We start from the raw sequence: 16,336 nt of genomic DNA, 5'->3' as shown, positions 1-16,336 counted from the left end.
CAAAAACAGGGAAGAACAATGTAGACAGGTCTGTCTACATCCGCAATGTAGCCGATGTAGACAGACTTGTCTACAATCGCACCATGCCCCTTGCACCCCTCACCGCCCCCGCCGCCACCCCTGATCTGCCCGCGCGCGAGCGCATCCTGTGGACGGCCTACGCCCTGTTCTACCGGGACGGCGTGCGCGCCACCGGCATCGACCGGGTGATTGCCGAATCGGGGGTGACCAAGGTGACCTTCTACCGGCACTTTCCCAGCAAGAACGACCTGGTCGAGGCCTTTCTGGCCGAGCGCCATGTGCGCTGGATGGCATGGTTCGACGCGGCGCTGCAGCGCCATGGCAATGGCCCGCAGGCGCTGGTGCCGGCGCTGGCCGAGTGGCTGGGCGATGCGGACTTCCGCGGCTGCGCCTTCCTCAACACCACGGCGGAACTGGGCGCTACCGTGCCTGCGGTGGACGCGCACACCCGCCAGCACAAGCAGGACATGGCGGACCGCATCGCCGCATTACTGCCCCCCTCAGCGCAGCGGGAAGCGCATGCCCAGGTCCTCGCACTGGCGGTGGATGGCGCCATCGTGCACGCCCAGTTCGACGGCAACCCGCAGGCCGCGCTGCAGGCGCTAGAGCACGCGGTGGCGCTGGTCGATCGCAACCGGTAAAAGAGCCCAGCGCGCACGTTGCCCGATCGTGAGATGGGCTTGATGGGCGCCTCCACTACCCAGGCCGCACGGCTCGCACGGCTGGTCACAAACCAGCGCCAGGCAGGTTTTGCCCGCGGGTCCTAGGGGCGTTGCAGCAGGCTGCGCGCGGCGCGCGCCACGCTCGCCGCATCCACGCCGAAGTAGCTGCGCAGCGCGGCCCGTGTGTCGCTGCGGCCGAAGCCGTCGGTGCCCAGCGTGAGATAGCGGCGGCCTTCGGGCACAAAGGCGCGCACGGTCTCCGGCACGGCGCGCACGTAGTCGGTGGCGGCGATCACCGGACCCCGCGTGCCCTGCAGCACCTGGGCGAGCCAAGGCGTGCCGGCCGGGGCGTCGCCCTCCAGCAGGCGGCGCTCGCAGGCCACGCCGTCGCGCGCCAGCTCGCTCCAGCTGGTCACGCTCACCACCGTCACCTGCACGCCTTCGGCGGCCAGGGCCTGCGCGGCCTGCACCACCTCGGTCAGGATGGCGCCGGAACCCAGCAGCGTCACCGCGGACGCCTTGGCAGACGTTTCAGATGAAACAGGCACTTCACCCTTATCTGACAAGCGCGAGTAGCTATTAAATATATAGCAACCGCGCAAAACGCCTTCGGCGGCATCCGCCGGCAGGTCGGGCTGGGCGTAGTTCTCGTTCATCAGCGTGACGTAGTAGAAAACGTCCTGCTGCTCGACCAGCATCTCCCGCATGCCGGCATCCACGATCACGGCCAGCTCGCCCGCGTAGGCCGGGTCGTAGGCCTTGCAGTTGGGGATGGTGGCCGCCACCAGGTGGCTGGTGCCGTCCTGGTGCTGCAGCCCCTCGCCGCCTAACGTGGTGCGGCCCGAGGTGGCGCCCAGCAGAAAGCCCCGCGCCCGCTGGTCCGCCGCGGCCCAGATGGCGTCGCCCACGCGCTGGAAGCCGAACATCGAGTAGTAGATGTAGAACGGCAGCATGGCCAGGCCGTGCACGCTGTAGCTGGTGGCCGCGGCCGTCCAGCTGGCGATGGCGCCGGCCTCGCTGATGCCCTCTTCCAGGATCTGGCCGTCCAGCGCCTCGCGGTAGCTCAGCACCGAGCCGATGTCCTCCGGCGCATAGCGCTGGCCCAGGCTGCTGTAGATGCCCACCTGCTTGAACAGGTTGGCCATGCCGAAGGTGCGCGCCTCGTCCGCCACGATGGGCACGATGCGCGGGCCCAGTTGGCCGTCCTTCAGCAGCGTGCCCAGCATGCGCACGAAGGCCATGGTGGTGCTCATCTCCTTGCCCGCGGCCTGCAGCGCGAACTGTGCGTATTGGGTGATGGCCGGCACGGGCACCGGGTCGCACACCGTCTCGCGGCGCGGCAGCGCGCCGCCCAGGGCCGCGCGGCGCTGGCGCAGGTACTGCATCTCGGGGCTGTCCTCGGCCGGCTTGAAGAACGACAGGCCGGTGGCCTGCGCGTCGGTGAGCGGCAGGTTGAAGCGGTTGCGGAATTCGATCAGGTCGGTCTCGTCGAACTTCTTCTGGCTGTGCGTGGTCATCTTGCCCTGCCCCGCCGCGCCCATGCCGTAGCCCTTCTTGGTGTGCGCCAGGATCACCGTGGGCTGGCCCTGGTGGGCGGCCGCCGCCGCATAGGCCGCGTGGATCTTCACCAGGTCGTGCCCGCCGCGCTTGAGGCGGTCGATCTGCTCGTCCGTCAGGCCCTGGGCCAGCGCGGCCAGCTCCGGGCTCTGGCCAAAGAAGTGGTCGCGGTTGTAGCGCCCGTCCTTGGCAGCGAAGGTCTGCATCTGCCCGTCCACCGTGCCGCCCAGCGTGCGGGCCAGCGTGCCGGTGAGGTCGCGGGCGAAGAGCCCGTCCCAGTCGCTGCCCCAGAGCAGCTTGACCACATTCCAGCCCGCGCCGGCAAAGAGCCGCTCCAGCTCGTCGACGATCTGCCCGTTGCCGCGCACCGGGCCGTCCAGCCGCTGCAGGTTGCAGTTGACCACCCAGACGAGGTTGTCCAGCCCCTCGCGCGCTGCGAGCGTGAGCGCGCTCATGCTCTCGGGCTCGTCCATCTCGCCGTCGCCGAACACGCCCCAGACCTTGCGGCCCTCACAGTCGAGCAGGTTGCGGTGCGTGAGGTAGCGCATGAACCGCGCGTGGTAGATGCTGCTGATGGGGCCGATGCCCATCGAGCCCGTCGGGAACTGCCAGAAGTCGGGCATCAGCCACGGGTGCGGATAGCTCGACAGCCCCTGCGCCCCGGCGGCCGGCGCGGCAATCTCCTGGCGGTAGTGCTGCAGGTCGTTCTCCGTCAAACGCCCTTCCAGGTACGCCCGCGCGTACACGCCCGGCGCGCTGTGCGGCTGGAAGAACACCAGATCGCCCCGGTGCTGGCCCTCACCCAGGCCCTCGCGGCCGCGGAAGAAATGGTTGAAGCCGGCCTCGAACAGATCGGCCGCGCTGGCATAGCTGGCGATGTGGCCGCCCAGTTCGCCATAGGCCTGGTTGGCGCGCACCACCATGGCCAGCGCGTTCCAGCGCATCAGCGATGCCAGGCGCTCCTCGATGGCGAGGTCGCCCGGAAAGGCCGGCTGCGCCTGCGCCGCCACCGTGTTGACGTAGGGCGTATTCAGATCGGGCTGCCAGCCCACGCGCTGGGCGCGGGCCATGCGGGCCAGCTCGTCCAGCACGAAGCGCGCACGCTCCGGCCCGGCCGTCGCGGTCAGGGCCAGGAAGGCGTCGCGCCATTCGGCGGTTTCCTGGGGATCGGCATCGGCGGGCGCGCCAGGCGCATCGGCGGCCGGCGCGGCCAGGGCGTGCAGGGGCAGTGGAGCGTTCATGCCATGCACTGTAGGCACACGCGCCCGGCATGAGCATCCGGAAAGCGCTGCGGAAAACCCGCATTCGCAGCACTTTATGCCGCCATCTGGCTACACTGAAGCACATGAAGCTGAACACCATCGATCTGCGCATCCTGGCCCAACTGCAGGCCGACGGCTCGCTCTCCAACGTGGAGCTGGCGCGGCGGGTCCACCTTTCGCCCTCGCCCTGCCTGGCGCGGGTCAAGGCGATGGAGGCGGCCGGCGTGATTGCGCGCTATGTGGCCCTGGCCAACGCGGCCACGCTGGGCTTGGGGCTGAACGTGTTCATCAACATCAGCCTCAAGTCGCAGGCCAAGGAGGCGCTGGCGGACTTCGAGCGGCGCATCGCCGAGCACGACGAGGTGATGGAGTGCTACCTGATGAGCGGCGACTCGGACTACCTCATCCGCGTCGCGCTGGCCGACATCGGCGCGCTGGAGCGCTTCATCGTGGAGCAGCTCACGCCCATCCCGGGCATCGAGAAGATCCGCTCCAGCTTCGCGCTCAAGCAGGTGCGCTACAAGACGGCCCTGCCCTTGCCGGCGGCGCGCTGAACAGCGCTCACAGCACCGCGTCGAACAGTTCGAGCTGCGGCGGACCGAGGTAGATATCGCGTTGGGCGCCCGCGCCGGCGTGCGCCGCGCGAAAGGCGTCGGAACGGGTCCAGTCCTCGAAGGCGGCGCGGCTTTCCCACACCGTGTGCGATGCGAACAGGGTGTGATCCGCCGTGGTGGCGCCCTGCAGCAGGGCGAACGACCGGAACCCCGGCACTTGCGCCAGGTGGCTGTCGCGCTGGCGCCAGATCTCGATGAACTCGGCCTCGCGGCCGGGGGCGATGCGGAAACGGTTCATGGCGATGAACATGCGGAAACTCCTGGGTAGTTCGCGCCATTGTGCGGGGTGCACGCCGGCACGCCCGGCGATGGCCTCTGGGCCACAGGGTCAAGCTCAGCCACGCGCGCCGCTGGGCGCATGGCCGATCACGCGCTTGAACGCACGGCTGAACGAGGCCTCGGATTCGTACCCCAGCCGGTGCGCCGCCACGGCGATGCGCATGCCGTCCTGCGCGATCCATTTGCGGGCCTGGAACATCTTCACCTTGGCCACGTAGCGCGCCGGGCTCTCCCCCATGGTGCGCGTGAACGCCTCCGAAAAGCTGGAGCGCGAAGCCCCCATCACCTCGGCCAGCAGGGGCACGGTCCAGTCGTGCTCGGGTGCGGCATGGATGGCGGCGATCACCTTGCCGATGCGTGGGCAGCGCACGGCGGCGATCCAGCCCGTGGGGTGGTTGCAGCCGCATTCGACCCACGCGCGGATGATGCTGGAGGCCAGCGCGTCCGCCAGCCGCGCCAGGATGCCGCAGGCGCCGATGCGGTCCAGCGCCACCTCGCGCTCCATGGCCTCCAGCAGCGCGGGCACGGTGGCGTCGCGCCGCGCCAGGTCGCCTGCCAGCATCACCGGCGGCATCATGGCCATCAGCGGGTGCAGCGGGTCCAGGTTGAAGCGCAGCGCGCCGCTGAACACCACGTGGCTGGCATCGGCCTCCTCGGCCGCGGGGTTCGCGTTCGCCGCGCCGCCGCCACAATGGCCGTCGAGCAGATACATGTTCTCGGACACGGCCACGCGCGCCAGCGCCTCGGCCTGCATCGGCGGCACCTCGGGCGCGCTGGCCAGCACGTGGGCGCTGCCGTGGGGCAGCAGCACGGCGTCGCCAGGCTGCAGCGGCATCCAGTCGCCTGCGCCTGCGCCGGTGCGCAGCCAGGCGCTGCCGCGGCCGGCAAAGTGGAAGTACGCCGCCCGCCGCTCGGGAAACTGCACCGCCCAGGGCGCGTGCAGCTGGCTGCGGCCGTATTCGACGCCGTCCAGCCGCAACCCGACCAGGATCTGGGTGAGCAGGTCGCGCGGGCCGGGCACCGTTGGTGACTGGACCGGCGCAGGCGCAACCGCGGTGGCCTCGGGCGCGGGCACGGACGGGGCGGCCGCCGCAGAAGCGTTGGACAAAAGGTCATACATTTCGGCGATCCAGGCATGGAAACGCCGGCATCTTATTTCTAAGATCGCCGCTCTGCATTCTGCTCACCATAAGAACCTGTTCAAAGGCCTTCCCGACGTGTCTCCTTCTTCCTGCTCCACCGCCGCCTGCCCTTCCCCGCTGGAGACGGCCCATGACGGCGGCCCCGCCGCAGCGGCCGATCCGGGAGCCAATTCCGCCCGCTGGGCCGCCGTCGCCTCGCTGGCGCTGGGCGTCTTCGGGCTGGTGACGGCCGAGTTCCTGCCCGCCAGCCTGCTCACCGCCATGGCCAGCGACCTGCACGTGACCGACGGCGCCGCCGGCCAGGCCGTCACCGTGACCGCGCTGGTGGCCGCCGTGGCCGCGCCGTCGCTGCCGCTGCTCACCCGGCGGCTGGACCGCCGGCACGTGATGATCGCCTTCACGCTGCTCCTGCTGCTGTCCAACGTGCTCTCGGCCCTGGCCAGCACGCTGCCGGCGCTGCTGGTGGCGCGCGTGCTGCTCGGCGTGGCGCTGGGCGGCTTCTGGTCGATGTCGGCCGCGCTGGCCATGCGGTTGGTGCCGGTGAACGTGTTCGCGCGGGCCATGTCGTTCATCCTGGCGGGCGTGTCGATTGCCACCGTGTGCGCCGCACCGCTGGGTGCGTGGATGGGCAGCCTGTGGGGCTGGCGCAGCCCGTTCATCGCGGCCGGCGCCATCAGCGTGGTGACGCTGGCGGTGCAGATCGCCACCCTGCCCTCGCTGCCGTCCCGCGATAACCCCAATCTGCGGGTGCTGGGCGGCCTGCTGCAGCGCCCGCCGGTGCGCGTGGCGCTGCTGGCGGTGCTGCTGGTCATCTCGGGCCACTTCGCCGGCTTCACCTACATCCGGCCCCTGATGGAGCAGGTCACGCAGCTGTCGGTCAGCGCCATTTCGGCCGTGCTGCTGGGCTATGGCCTGGGCGGCTTCGTCGGCAACTTCGTGGGCGGCTGGCTGGCCGGGCGCAGCGAGCGGCTGGCCGTGGCCAGCGGCGCCCTGCTGATCGTGCTGCTGGCGGCCAGCCTGCTGGTGGGCGGGCAATCGGCCGCGGTCACGGCGGTGGCGGTCACGCTGTGGGGCTTTGCGTTCGGCGCCTTCCCGGTGGGCTTTCAGACCTGGATCGTGCGCGCCGCGCCGGACCAGGCCGAGGGCGCGGGCGGCCTGCTGGTGGCGGCGTTCCAGATCGCGATCGCCAGCGGCGCCATCGGCGGCGGGCTGCTGGTGGACCACATCGGCGCATTGGGCGGGCCGGCGTTCGCCTGCGTGGCGCTGGCGCTGGGCGGGCTGCTCACGCTGCGCCACGGGCCGCGGCCGGCGAAGGGCTGAGCGGCCTGGCAGGCACTCCTGAAAAGAGAGCTGACTGCGCTTTATTTTTGGTCGATTCGAAGCGATATCACTTCGAATCCATTGACTGGCAAGCGCAAGCAGCTATGTTTTTTGAAGCAGCCGCGGTGCGGTGCAAGGGATCTGGCCCGTGCCGCCCTGCGGCCTGGCAGCGCCCGTGCCTCAGCGCACGGCCGCCGCGCCGTTTCACTGCGCCGCCCGGTGCGCCACATCGCCCGTGGCCACGCGCTTGCGCAGATCCGCCAGCACGGCCTTGAGGCGCCGGGCGTTGTCGGGCCCCATGCGCACCAGCATCTTCTGCCCGGCAGAGAGCGACTCCAGCTTCGGGTCGGCGAATTCGTAGCGCACCCACGGCCGGGTCGACGGCACCTCGCCCTGCACCTTGGTCAGCTGCACCAGCAGCGGCCCAGCGGGCTCGGGCGCAGCGCGCAGGTGGTCCAGCACGGCCACCAGGCGGTCGTTGAAATACGCCTTGGGATAGCCCAGCTCTTCGTACGCGGACTGGAACAGCGGGTACAGCTGCGTGTAGAGCGTGACGGCGCCCTCCATCGGCACGGCCTCGGCGAAGGCCACGAAGGCGTGGTAGCGCGCGGCGTTGGCCGGGGCGATGGTCTGGGTCTGCGCATCGGCCGGGCCTTCCACGGTGAAGCGCTCGGGCGCGGGGCGCACCGGCCACATGCGCGACGGTGCCTGGGCGCGCGGCAGGTTGTCCACCGTGGCGACGGCGCGGCGCACGAAGCCGTCGATCTGCAGGAACGACGCCACCTTCTGCGCGCCTAGCAGATCGTTCAGGCCCTTGGCGACCCGGGCGTCCGATTCGCCCAGCGCGGGCAGCGGTTCGGCATCGGCCTGCGCAGCGATGGGGTTCTGCGGGCCCGAGGCCACGGCCGCAGGCGCGGACGCTGCCGGCGCCGCAGCGGGTGCGGGGGCGGCGGCCACGGGCGGCTCGGGCGCGTGCGCCGGCCGCCACCAGAACCACCAGGCGGCGCCAGCCGCCACGGCCGCGGCCACCACGCCGGCCGCAATCCAGGAAGACGACGACGAGGGCGGCTGGGGCCGGTAATCGGCAGGGTCGCGTTCGGGCATGGGCGGGGTTCCTTTCACAGGCAGTCGAGGAGCGCGGGATGGGCCAGAGCGTTGGGCCTCAACGTGCGAGCCGGAAACCGCCGCAGGGTTCCTGCCCTCTGAGGCTTCCGCACGGCATTATCAAATTTGATAGCAGCTGGCGCTTATCACGCCTATGCTACCGCCCGATTTGCCTCAAAACCGGCGCATGTACACAGCGTTACCGGCCTTACCCCGCAGCTCTGCGTGCGGCCGCCGCCCGGCCGGGTCGCGGATGGATCGCAGTTAGAACGTGTTGACGAGTTCCCAGGGGTTGCGCAGCGGCGTGGACGGGATGGGATGCAAGGCGCGGTGCGCAGTGGACAGCTCGGCTATCCACCAGCGCCGCCACGCCGCAGACCGCCCACCCACGCCGCTGCCCTTCGGGTTGGAGCGAAATCGGGCCACAGGAAAGACGCCTTGACGCCCCGGCTGCTTGCATGGGCAAGAGCCCATGTGGTGCGCCCGCAGCCTACACCCATCCCGATGCGCTCCAACGCGACCCCTGCGAGCTCGTCAATACGTTCTCAGGCCGCCGCGGGCTGCCGCGCAAGCCCGTCCAGCCACTCCATGGCGCCCTGCAATTCAGCCGGGCGGATCTCATGCATGCCGGGGTACTCGCGGTAGACCGTCTCCAGCGGCAGCGTGGCCGCATGGTCGCGGATGGCATGGGCGCTGGACAGCGGAATGACGTTGTCCTGCAGGCCGTGGCTCACCCATAGGTGCTTGCCGCGCAGCGCCTCGGCGGGTGCGGACTGCGGCAGCGCCTGGGGCAGCAAGCGGCTGTGCAGCACCAAGGCCGCATGGAGCAGCGCCGGCCGCGTGAGCAGCAGCGACAGGGACATGATGCCGCCCTGGCTGAAGCCGCCCACCACCACGCGCTCGGCGGGCACGCCCAGCTGGCGCGCTGCGCTGTCCACCGTCTGCGCCACCAGCGCGCGGCTGGCGGCCTCCTGCGGCTCGTCGATGCTGCGCGATCCGTCAGGGTTCACGCTGAAGGCGAACCAGGCATTGGCGTTGGGACCCATGCGGTACGGCGCGCGCAGGCTCAGCACATGGAACGGCGCAGGCACGTAGGGCGCCAGTCCGAACAGGTCCTGCTCGTTGCTGCCCACGCCGTGCATCAGCACCAGCAGCCAGGGCTGGGCCGCGTCGGCGGAGGCGGGGCGGTGAAGGGAAGAAAGGGCGAGGTCCAGCATAGGCAAGCGGTCCATCCATCAGTCAGTCGGTCGGTTCACAGGACGCGGCGGGCGGCCACGGAACCAAGGGGTTTCAATGCAGGGCGAAGGCATCCATGGCAAGCATGCTGTACATCACCTCGCGGCTGAGGTAGTCCGCCCGCGCCGCATCGCCTGCCGCGCCCAGCGCGAAGAAAATCGGCAGGAAGTGGTCTTCTGACGGATGCGCACGTGCGGCGTGCGGCGCCCGGGCCCGGTAGTCCAGCAGCGCCGGCAGGTCGCCGCGCTGCACGGCGGATTCCACCCATCGGCAGAATTCGACCACATAGGGCGCTGGCTCGCGCGCGCCGCCGAAAAACTCCGACAGGTTGTGGGTCATGCTGCCGGTGCCGAGCACGAGCACGCCCTCTTGCCGCAAACCGCGCAGTGCGGCGCCCAGGGCATAGACCTCGGCCGGGCCCGCGCCCACAGGCAGCGCCACCTGCACCACCGGCAGGTCGGCCTGCGGAAACAGGTGCATCAGAGGCACCCAGGCGCCGTGGTCGAAGGGGCGGCGCTCGTCGCCCTGCGCGGCGATGCCCGCATCCGCCAACCGCTGCAGCACCTGCTGCGCCAGCGCGGGCGAGCCGGCGGCGGGGTACTGCAGTTCGTACATTGCCGGCGGAAAGCCGCCGAAGTCGTGCCACGTGGCCGGCCGGGCGCCGGTCATCACCTGCGCGCCGCGTGCCATCCAGTGCGGCGACATGACGACCACGCCGCGCAGGCCCGGGTGGGCCGCGCGCAGGCGCTCGCCCCACTGCGCAAGCGCGGGGCCGGTGGTGCCGGGCTCCACCGCGAACAGCGGAGCGCCGTGGGAGACGAAGAGCGCGGGCACGGTGGCCGCCCCCGGCGTGGCGGTGGGCGCCGAGGCAGAAACAGAAGTGGGGGTGGCGTTCGGTGCAGGCATGGCAGTTTCTTGGGTTTCTTCGAATGTAGGAGCGCCACATGCCGGCACCAAGAGGCCACCAGCGGATAGATTGTTGCGCGAGCCGATCCAATCCCATCAACGCTGCAGGCGGCGCTCGGCCCGGCCGAGGCGGCCGCGGCCGGCCACTCAGTCGCGCGGCTTGCCGCGCAGGGCCTTGATGTCGGAGCGCTGGCTCTTGGACGCCAGCCGCCGCTGCTGCGATCCGTACGTAGGCCGCGTGGCGCGGCGCACCCGGGGCGCGTGGGCCACGCTGTCCACCACGGCCTGCAGGCGCTGCAGCGCGTCGAGCCGGTTGGCCTCCTGCGTGCGGTACTGCTGGGCTTTGATGACGAACACGCCCTCCTGCGTGAGACGGCTGTCGCGCAGCGCCAGCAGCCGCTCCTTCACATCGGCAGGCAGCGACGAGGCCTGCACGTCGTAGCGCAGGTGGATGGCGCTGGACACCTTGTTGACGTTCTGTCCGCCCGCGCCTTGGGCGCGCATGGCCGTCCATTCCACCTCACGCTCGTCCACCTGCGGCGCAGCCGCGGCGGTGGATGCGCGCCGGGGCGGTGGCGCGGCCTTGGGGCGGCCGGGGGCGTCGTCCATGGGTTCGGCAGCGCTCGGTGCGCCAGCTCAGCCGTGCAGGCGCTGCGCGCCCTGCGCCAGCGCGTCGAGCAGAGCCTGCAGAAAAGCCTCGGGCCGCTCGAACTGCACCCAGTGGCCGGCATCGGGGATCAGGGCGAAGCCCTGCAGGTCAGGCGTGACGGCGGCGTACGCGGCCTCCAGCGCCGTGATCCACTCCTTGTAGAGCGCATCGCCCTGGCCGTAGATCGCGTGCACCGGGCAGGTCACCTGCGGCAGCGAGCGCGCCAGGATGTCGGTGTGCGCCAGCCGCCGCCGCGGCATGCGGTCGCGCACCACGTTGGCCACGTGCAGCTCCAGCGCCAGGCCTTCGATGAGCGACGGGTCGTTCAGCATCAGCGCCGCCAGGTTGTAGCGGTGGATGTCCAGCTGCTGGCCGGGCGGCAGATGGCGCCAGGCCTTGAGTTCGAACTGCCGCTTGGGCACCACGCCCATGGCGGGTGCGCCCACCAGCACCAGCTGGCGCGCCAGCTCGGGGTGGGCCGCCAGCAACAGCCCGGCCGTCATGCCGCCGAACGAGAACCCGACCAGATCGCAGGGCTGGGGGCCGAACAGGGACCGCAGGCCGTCGGCCAGGGGCTCGACCAGTGCATCCGCATCGCTACCGCCGTCCGGCAGGGCCGACGCGCCGAAGCCCGGCAGGTCCGGAATCCACACGCGCCGCCCGGCCGCCACCAGGCCGTCAACGTTGCGCACCCAGTGCGTCCAGCTGCCGCTGCCGCCGTGCAGCAGCACCAGCGGCGGCTCGGGCGACCGCGCATCGCCCCAGGCGTGCCAGACGGTATCGCCTGCCGCGCCGCACGGGGTGGTATGGCGCTCGGCCTCTGCTTCCAGACGGGCGATGATCCGGGAATCGCCGGTGCCCTGCGCCTGCATGGTCGCCGTCACAGCCCCGCCAGCCCGTCGATGGCCAGGCCGTAGCCCTGCACGCCGAAGCCGCACAGCACGGCCTTGGCGGCGCCGGCGATGTAGGAGTGGTGGCGGAAGCTCTCGCGGGCGTGCACGTTGCTGATGTGCAGCTCGATCAGCGTCACGCCCGTGCCCTTCACGGCATCGAGCAGGGCGACGCTGGTGTGCGTGTAGGCACCGGCATTGAGCACCACGCCGGCCAGTTCGCCCGCGGCCTGCAGCCGGCCGGCCTCATGGATCCAGTCCACCAGCGCGCCCTCGTAGTTGCTCTGGTGGAAGCGCAGCGCAAAGCCGTGGCGCTCGCACGCAGCGGCGCACAGCTGTTCGACATCCGCCAGCGTCTGCGATCCATACACGGCCGGCTCGCGCGTGCCGAGCAGGTTCAGATTGGGGCCATTGAGAACGAAGACGGTGGGTTTCTTCACGGGGCAACACTCCAGCAGGACGGTCACCGCACACGCTGCGCCCCAGGGGCCGCGCCCGCGCACGGACAAGAGCCCGAATTATGCGGGCCGCGCCGCAGGCGGTTCACCAACGACAAGCGGCCCCGAAGGGCCGCCATGGATTGCCGTCTACCGGGCGACGGGCGATCAGCGCCAGTCGCGGCGGCCGTAGCCGCGGTCATAGTGGTGGTGATGGCGACGTCCGCCGTCACGGTAGTAACCGTAGGGGGCGACCACCACGGGCGGTGCGTAGTACACCGGGCGGGGAGGCGGCGCGTAGTAGACGGGTGGCGGGGGCGCGTAGTACACGGGGCGCGGGGGCGGCGCATAGTACACCGGCGGCGGTGCATATCCGCCACCGGCACCGACCACCACGCCGGGCACGCCCACACCGATGGACCAGCTGACGTCACGCGCCTGCGCTGCGCCGGAGGCGGCCAGCAAGGCCAGCGCCACACCGGCAGAGGCGGCCATGGCACGGAAAGAAAGGCGTTGGGTCATGAGAATCTCCTTATGGGCGGAAGCCTGGGCCTTGCGGCGCCGCTCCCAAAGTACCTGGAACCATTCCATAACGTTCCAGATGCCTGAAAGGATGTCACAACCCCGCCGCTATATTGTTTCCGTACGTAGCTCACCTGGTTTCGCGATGTAAACGGCGGCCGGGCCATGCGGCTGCCCGTGGCCGGAGCCCTGCGGCTCAAATTGCCGGCGCCGCCCTCCTAGAATGCGGGGATGAGCTCCCCCGCCTCCCCCGACACCTCCAAAGACACCCCCAAGCCCAGCAACTTCCTGCGGCAGATCATCGAAAGCGATCTGGCCAAGGGCACCCACGCCCAGGCCCGCTGGGGCGGCGCCCCTGGCGACGGCGCATCGCACGCCGCCGGCCAGCCCGACCCGGCCAAGATCCGCACGCGCTTCCCGCCCGAGCCCAACGGCTACCTGCACGTGGGCCACGCCAAGAGCATCTGCCTGAACTTCGGCTTGGCCGCCGACTACGGCGGCGTCTGCCACCTGCGCTTCGACGACACCAACCCCGAGAAGGAAGACCAGGAGTACGTGGACGCCATCATCGACGCCGTGCACTGGCTCGGCTTCGACTGGAAGGCCCACGGCACGGACCACCTGTACTACGCCAGCAATTATTTCGACTTCATGTACCGCGCCGCCGAGTACCTGATCGAGACCGGCAACGCCTACGTGGACGAGCAGACGCCCGAAGAGATGCGCGCCAACCGCGGCGACTTCGGCAAGCCCGGCGTAGACAGCCCCTTCCGCAGCCGCACCGTGGCCGAGAACCTGGCGCGCTTCCGTGCCATGAAGGCCGGCGAACTGCCCGACGGCGCCGCCGTGCTGCGCGCCAAGATCGACATGGCCTCGCCCAACATCAACCTGCGCGACCCGGCCATCTACCGCATCAAGCACGCCGAGCACCACAACACCGGCAACCAGTGGTGCATCTACCCGATGTACACCTTCGCCCACCCCATCGAGGACGCGCTGGAGCACATCACCCACAGCATCTGCACGCTGGAGTTCGAAGACCAGCGTCCCTTCTACGACTGGTTGATGGACCGCCTGGTCGAGGGCGGCCTGATCGCCGCGCCCCAGCCGCGCCAGTACGAGTTCGCGCGGCTGAACCTCACCTACGTGATCACCAGCAAGCGCAAGCTCAAGCACCTGGTGGACAACGGCATCGTGAGCGGATGGGACGACCCCCGCATGCCCACCATCGTGGGCTTGCGCCGCCGCGGCTACACGCCCGAAGCCATCCGCCTGTTCTGCGACCGCATCGGCGTGACCAAGGACTACAGCTGGATCGACTACAGCACGCTGGAAGGCTGCCTGCGCGAAGACCTGGAGGCCAAGGCCCACCGCGGCATGGTGGCGCTGGACCCGGTCAAGCTCGTGCTCACCAACTGGGACGAGGTGATGGGCGCCGGCCACCTGGAGCCCTGCAGCCTGCCCGCCCTGCCCCACCCGCCCGAAGGCGTGGAAAGCCCCGTGCGCCACTTCACGCTGGGCAAGGAAGTCTGGATCGAGCGCGAGGACTTCGAGGAAGTGCCGCCCAAGGGCTACAAGCGCCTGTTCCCCGGCAACAAGGTGCGCCTGAAGGGCGGCTACGTCATCGAGTGCACCGGCTGCGAGAAAGACGCCGACGGCAAGATCACCCAGGTGAACGCCACCGTGGTGCCCGACACCAAGAGCGGCACCCCGGGCGCCGACACCGTGAAGGTGAAGGCCGCCATCACCTGGGTGGGCGTGGCCGATGGCGTGCCCGCGGAAGTGCGCCTGTACGACCGGTTGTTCACCGACGCTCAGCCGGACGCCGGCGGCAAGGACTATCTGGCCCTGCTGAACCCGGACAGCCTGAAGGTGGTGACCGCCTATGTCGAGCCTTCGCTCGCCAACGCCCAGCCGGACGAGAAGTTCCAGTTCGAGCGCTTCGGCTACTTCGTCGCGGACCGCAAGGACCACGCGCCGGGCAAGCCGGTGTTCAACCGGGTGACGGGGTTGAAGGACAGCTGGGGCAAGTGAAGCCCCAAGCCGGGGCAGTCCGCTTTGCGGGCGACCGCTCGCGGATGCCTCGGCGCAATCGCTACCAGTTTGATAGCTGACAGCACTCTTACATCAAGGGCTGGAGACGTTTTTGGCTTAAAGTCCCCTGAAATCCGCACCCAGAGCGGATGCAGTCCGATAAGGGGGGATTTGCCATGGCCCGTTCACGTTCGCGCCGCCGCCAGGCCCGCGCGCTCGACACCTTGCTCGAAAAAGGCGTCATCGCCTGCATCATCGGCGCCGCCCTGCTGGCGGCCCCGTGGTTCACCCGCAGCTCACCCCTGATCAGCCAAGTGGCGGCCAATGTGCGGCCACTGGGCTGGGTGCTTCTGGCGATCGGTGCGGCGCTGCTGCTGGCGCACCGGCTGGTACGGCGCAACAACGGCGCGGAGGCATCAGCCCCCACCGTGCAACGCATGCGGGCACCATCGCGCACGGCCCGATCCCCAGCGCCTCCCGCCGGATCCGATCGCCCCTTGCCCAGCCCGCACACGCCAGCGCACGCCGATGCGTTCGACGGTGCTGCGCCAGCCGGCACCGCCGGCGTTCCCCCCGTCCCGGAGCCGGAGCCTGTCCGGCAGCCGGCAGCCCGCTGGGGCCCCGAGGTCTTCGCCGCCATCGAATGGCGGCGCTTCGAAGCCGTGTGCGAGGCGCTCTTCGCGCAGGCCGGGTTCCAGACCCGCGCCCAATCCCATGGGGCCGATGGCGGCGTCGACATCTGGCTGTACAGCGCGCACAGCGACGGACCCGCCGCGGTCGTGCAGTGCAAGCACTGGCAGGGCAAGCCCGTGGGCGTGCGGGAGATGCGGGAGTTCTATGGCGTGATGGCGGCCCACAAGCTGCAGCGCGGCACCTACGCCACCACCTCCACCTATACCGAAGACGCCCTGCAATTCGCCAAGGACAACGGCATCAGCGCCCTGAACGGCAAGCGCCTGCTGTCGCTGATCGCGCAGCGGACCGAGGCGCAGCAGCAGGCCCTGCTACAGGTGGCGTTCGAGGGCGAGTACTGGCGCCCCACCTGCGCCAGCTGCGGCACCAAGATGGTCGAGCGCAAGCGCTCCCGGGACGGCGCCCGCTTCTGGGCCTGCAGCCACCATCCACGCTGCAAACGGACGCTGCCCATGGCGAGCTGAGCCAGCATATTGCTTCTCTTTTGATAGCTGCTTGCGCCCGTAGAATGAGCGCTGAAGCCATTTTTCATTCACATATTTTTCATGACCTTCGCAGACCGCCTCAAGCAGCTCCCCTCCGTCGCCCACGTCGCCGCCCTTCAACTTCTCGGCGCGGACGGTCAGGTCATTGCCACGCTGGAGAACAAGCCCGGCCAGGCCGGTTCGGTGGCCGTGTACCACGCGCTGGGGCAGCTGTACGGCGGCCGCATCACGCCGGCCGCGGCCACGCTGGGGCTGGAGTGGTATGCGGAGCACACGGCCGACGCGCAGGCGCATCCGGGCAAGCACCCCAACATCGACCGGCTGGTGGCCTGGGCGGGCGCCGATGCGGAGTACGCCGTGCGCCTGGTGCCTGCGGCGGCTGCCGCTGCCTGACGGCGGACCTGCGGCGCCTGTAGGAGGCCGCCGCCGCGCTGGGCAGGACGGCCAGCGCCGCCGATCCGCGGCGCGGCGCCTTGCGTAAGAAGGGCACACGGGCTCGCGCCCTATCGCCCTCCGACCTCAT

General features: G+C 70.2%; 17 protein-coding genes. 6 read left to right on the top strand and 11 right to left on the bottom strand.

Annotation, left to right across the window (positions count from 1 at the left end; genetic code table 11):
- The first annotated feature begins 83 nt into the window (after positions 1-83).
- Complete coding sequence (locus QE399_RS13400) at positions 84-662, top strand: TetR/AcrR family transcriptional regulator (RefSeq protein WP_309829275.1); 579 nt, start codon at positions 84-86, stop codon at positions 660-662.
- A gap of 122 nt (positions 663-784) precedes the next feature.
- Here the strand turns inward: QE399_RS13400 and mdeB are convergent, their stop codons facing one another.
- Positions 785-3,481 (bottom strand): alpha-ketoglutarate dehydrogenase, encoded by a 2,697-nt coding sequence (mdeB, locus tag QE399_RS13395; protein ID WP_309829274.1) that lies wholly within the window; start codon positions 3,479-3,481, stop codon positions 785-787.
- A gap of 104 nt (positions 3,482-3,585) precedes the next feature.
- Here mdeB and QE399_RS13390 point away from each other — a divergent pair, with 104 nt between their 5' ends.
- Entirely contained in the window at positions 3,586-4,056 is a 471-nt protein-coding gene (locus QE399_RS13390) for an Lrp/AsnC family transcriptional regulator (RefSeq protein WP_309829273.1), read from the top strand.
- Positions 4,057-4,063: 7 nt separating this feature from the next.
- On the opposite strand, the gene hmuQ is transcribed toward QE399_RS13390, so the two are convergent.
- Both hmuQ and QE399_RS13380 read right to left on the bottom strand, forming a co-directional pair.
- Positions 4,064-4,366 carry a heme-degrading protein HmuQ gene (gene hmuQ, locus QE399_RS13385; protein WP_309829272.1) on the bottom strand — a complete coding sequence of 101 codons (303 nt, stop codon included), beginning with the start codon at positions 4,364-4,366 and terminating at the stop codon, positions 4,064-4,066.
- Between the two features lie 84 nt (positions 4,367-4,450).
- Positions 4,451-5,515 (bottom strand): AraC family transcriptional regulator, encoded by a 1,065-nt coding sequence (locus QE399_RS13380; protein WP_309829271.1) that lies wholly within the window; start codon positions 5,513-5,515, stop codon positions 4,451-4,453.
- 139 nt (positions 5,516-5,654) lie between these two features.
- On the opposite strand from QE399_RS13380, the gene QE399_RS13375 reads away from it, so the two are divergent.
- A complete protein-coding gene (locus QE399_RS13375) occupies positions 5,655-6,857 on the top strand; it encodes an MFS transporter (RefSeq protein WP_309832103.1) in 1,203 nt (400 codons plus the stop codon).
- A gap of 204 nt (positions 6,858-7,061) precedes the next feature.
- On the opposite strand, the gene QE399_RS13370 is transcribed toward QE399_RS13375, so the two are convergent.
- The 8 genes from QE399_RS13370 to QE399_RS13335 form a co-directional block, all read right to left on the bottom strand.
- Entirely contained in the window at positions 7,062-7,961 is a 900-nt protein-coding gene (locus QE399_RS13370; RefSeq protein WP_309829270.1) for a DUF3014 domain-containing protein, read from the bottom strand.
- A 264-nt stretch (positions 7,962-8,225) separates the two neighbouring features.
- Positions 8,226-8,387 carry a hypothetical protein gene (locus QE399_RS13365; RefSeq protein ID WP_309829269.1) on the bottom strand — a complete coding sequence of 54 codons (162 nt, stop codon included), beginning with the start codon at positions 8,385-8,387 and terminating at the stop codon, positions 8,226-8,228.
- 119 nt (positions 8,388-8,506) lie between these two features.
- Complete coding sequence (locus QE399_RS13360; RefSeq protein WP_309832102.1) at positions 8,507-9,178, bottom strand: alpha/beta hydrolase; 672 nt, start codon at positions 9,176-9,178, stop codon at positions 8,507-8,509.
- A gap of 73 nt (positions 9,179-9,251) precedes the next feature.
- Positions 9,252-10,103 (bottom strand): dioxygenase family protein, encoded by an 852-nt coding sequence (locus QE399_RS13355; RefSeq protein WP_309829268.1) that lies wholly within the window; start codon positions 10,101-10,103, stop codon positions 9,252-9,254.
- 147 nt (positions 10,104-10,250) lie between these two features.
- Complete coding sequence (gene arfB / locus QE399_RS13350) at positions 10,251-10,712, bottom strand: alternative ribosome rescue aminoacyl-tRNA hydrolase ArfB (RefSeq protein WP_309829267.1); 462 nt, start codon at positions 10,710-10,712, stop codon at positions 10,251-10,253.
- A gap of 27 nt (positions 10,713-10,739) precedes the next feature.
- A complete protein-coding gene (locus QE399_RS13345; protein WP_309832100.1) occupies positions 10,740-11,624 on the bottom strand; it encodes an alpha/beta fold hydrolase in 885 nt (294 codons plus the stop codon).
- Between the two features lie 8 nt (positions 11,625-11,632).
- Entirely contained in the window at positions 11,633-12,082 is a 450-nt protein-coding gene (gene aroQ / locus QE399_RS13340) for a type II 3-dehydroquinate dehydratase (RefSeq protein ID WP_309829266.1), read from the bottom strand.
- 165 nt (positions 12,083-12,247) lie between these two features.
- The gene (locus QE399_RS13335; protein ID WP_309829265.1) at positions 12,248-12,601 is read right to left on the bottom strand and encodes a hypothetical protein; all 354 of its coding nucleotides are present in this window, start codon (positions 12,599-12,601) and stop codon (positions 12,248-12,250) included.
- A 231-nt stretch (positions 12,602-12,832) separates the two neighbouring features.
- Here QE399_RS13335 and QE399_RS13330 point away from each other — a divergent pair, with 231 nt between their 5' ends.
- From QE399_RS13330 to QE399_RS13320, 3 genes are all read left to right on the top strand, one after another.
- The gene (locus tag QE399_RS13330; protein ID WP_309829264.1) at positions 12,833-14,635 is read left to right on the top strand and encodes a glutamine--tRNA ligase/YqeY domain fusion protein; all 1,803 of its coding nucleotides are present in this window, start codon (positions 12,833-12,835) and stop codon (positions 14,633-14,635) included.
- Between the two features lie 176 nt (positions 14,636-14,811).
- Positions 14,812-15,792 carry a restriction endonuclease gene (locus QE399_RS13325; RefSeq protein ID WP_309829263.1) on the top strand — a complete coding sequence of 327 codons (981 nt, stop codon included), beginning with the start codon at positions 14,812-14,814 and terminating at the stop codon, positions 15,790-15,792.
- Positions 15,793-15,873: 81 nt separating this feature from the next.
- On the top strand, positions 15,874-16,206 hold the full coding sequence (locus QE399_RS13320) for a DUF2322 family protein (protein ID WP_309829262.1): 333 nt from the start codon (positions 15,874-15,876) through the stop codon (positions 16,204-16,206).
- The last annotated feature ends 130 nt before the right edge of the window (positions 16,207-16,336 follow it).

Origin of the sequence: Paracidovorax wautersii (genome assembly GCF_031453675.1) — a bacterium.
GTDB lineage: Bacteria > Pseudomonadota > Gammaproteobacteria > Burkholderiales > Burkholderiaceae_C > Paracidovorax.
Note: the sequence above shows the minus strand (reverse complement) of the source record. Positions and strands in the feature narration are given on the sequence as shown.

Coding starts and splice junctions, on each gene's coding strand:
- QE399_RS13360 (WP_309832102.1), bottom strand. CDS start 9,178: ATGCTGGACCTCGCCCTTTCTTCCCTTCACCGCCCCGCCTCCGCCGAC.
- QE399_RS13330 (WP_309829264.1), top strand. CDS start 12,833: ATGAGCTCCCCCGCCTCCCCCGACACCTCCAAAGACACCCCCAAGCCC.
- QE399_RS13335 (WP_309829265.1), bottom strand. CDS start 12,601: ATGACCCAACGCCTTTCTTTCCGTGCCATGGCCGCCTCTGCCGGTGTG.
- QE399_RS13325 (WP_309829263.1), top strand. CDS start 14,812: ATGGCCCGTTCACGTTCGCGCCGCCGCCAGGCCCGCGCGCTCGACACC.
- QE399_RS13355 (WP_309829268.1), bottom strand. CDS start 10,103: ATGCCTGCACCGAACGCCACCCCCACTTCTGTTTCTGCCTCGGCGCCC.
- hmuQ (WP_309829272.1), bottom strand. CDS start 4,366: ATGTTCATCGCCATGAACCGTTTCCGCATCGCCCCCGGCCGCGAGGCC.
- QE399_RS13320 (WP_309829262.1), top strand. CDS start 15,874: ATGACCTTCGCAGACCGCCTCAAGCAGCTCCCCTCCGTCGCCCACGTC.
- QE399_RS13345 (WP_309832100.1), bottom strand. CDS start 11,624: ATGCAGGCGCAGGGCACCGGCGATTCCCGGATCATCGCCCGTCTGGAA.
- QE399_RS13380 (WP_309829271.1), bottom strand. CDS start 5,515: ATGTATGACCTTTTGTCCAACGCTTCTGCGGCGGCCGCCCCGTCCGTG.
- QE399_RS13370 (WP_309829270.1), bottom strand. CDS start 7,961: ATGCCCGAACGCGACCCTGCCGATTACCGGCCCCAGCCGCCCTCGTCG.
- arfB (WP_309829267.1), bottom strand. CDS start 10,712: ATGGACGACGCCCCCGGCCGCCCCAAGGCCGCGCCACCGCCCCGGCGC.
- QE399_RS13390 (WP_309829273.1), top strand. CDS start 3,586: ATGAAGCTGAACACCATCGATCTGCGCATCCTGGCCCAACTGCAGGCC.
- mdeB (WP_309829274.1), bottom strand. CDS start 3,481: ATGAACGCTCCACTGCCCCTGCACGCCCTGGCCGCGCCGGCCGCCGAT.
- QE399_RS13400 (WP_309829275.1), top strand. CDS start 84: ATGCCCCTTGCACCCCTCACCGCCCCCGCCGCCACCCCTGATCTGCCC.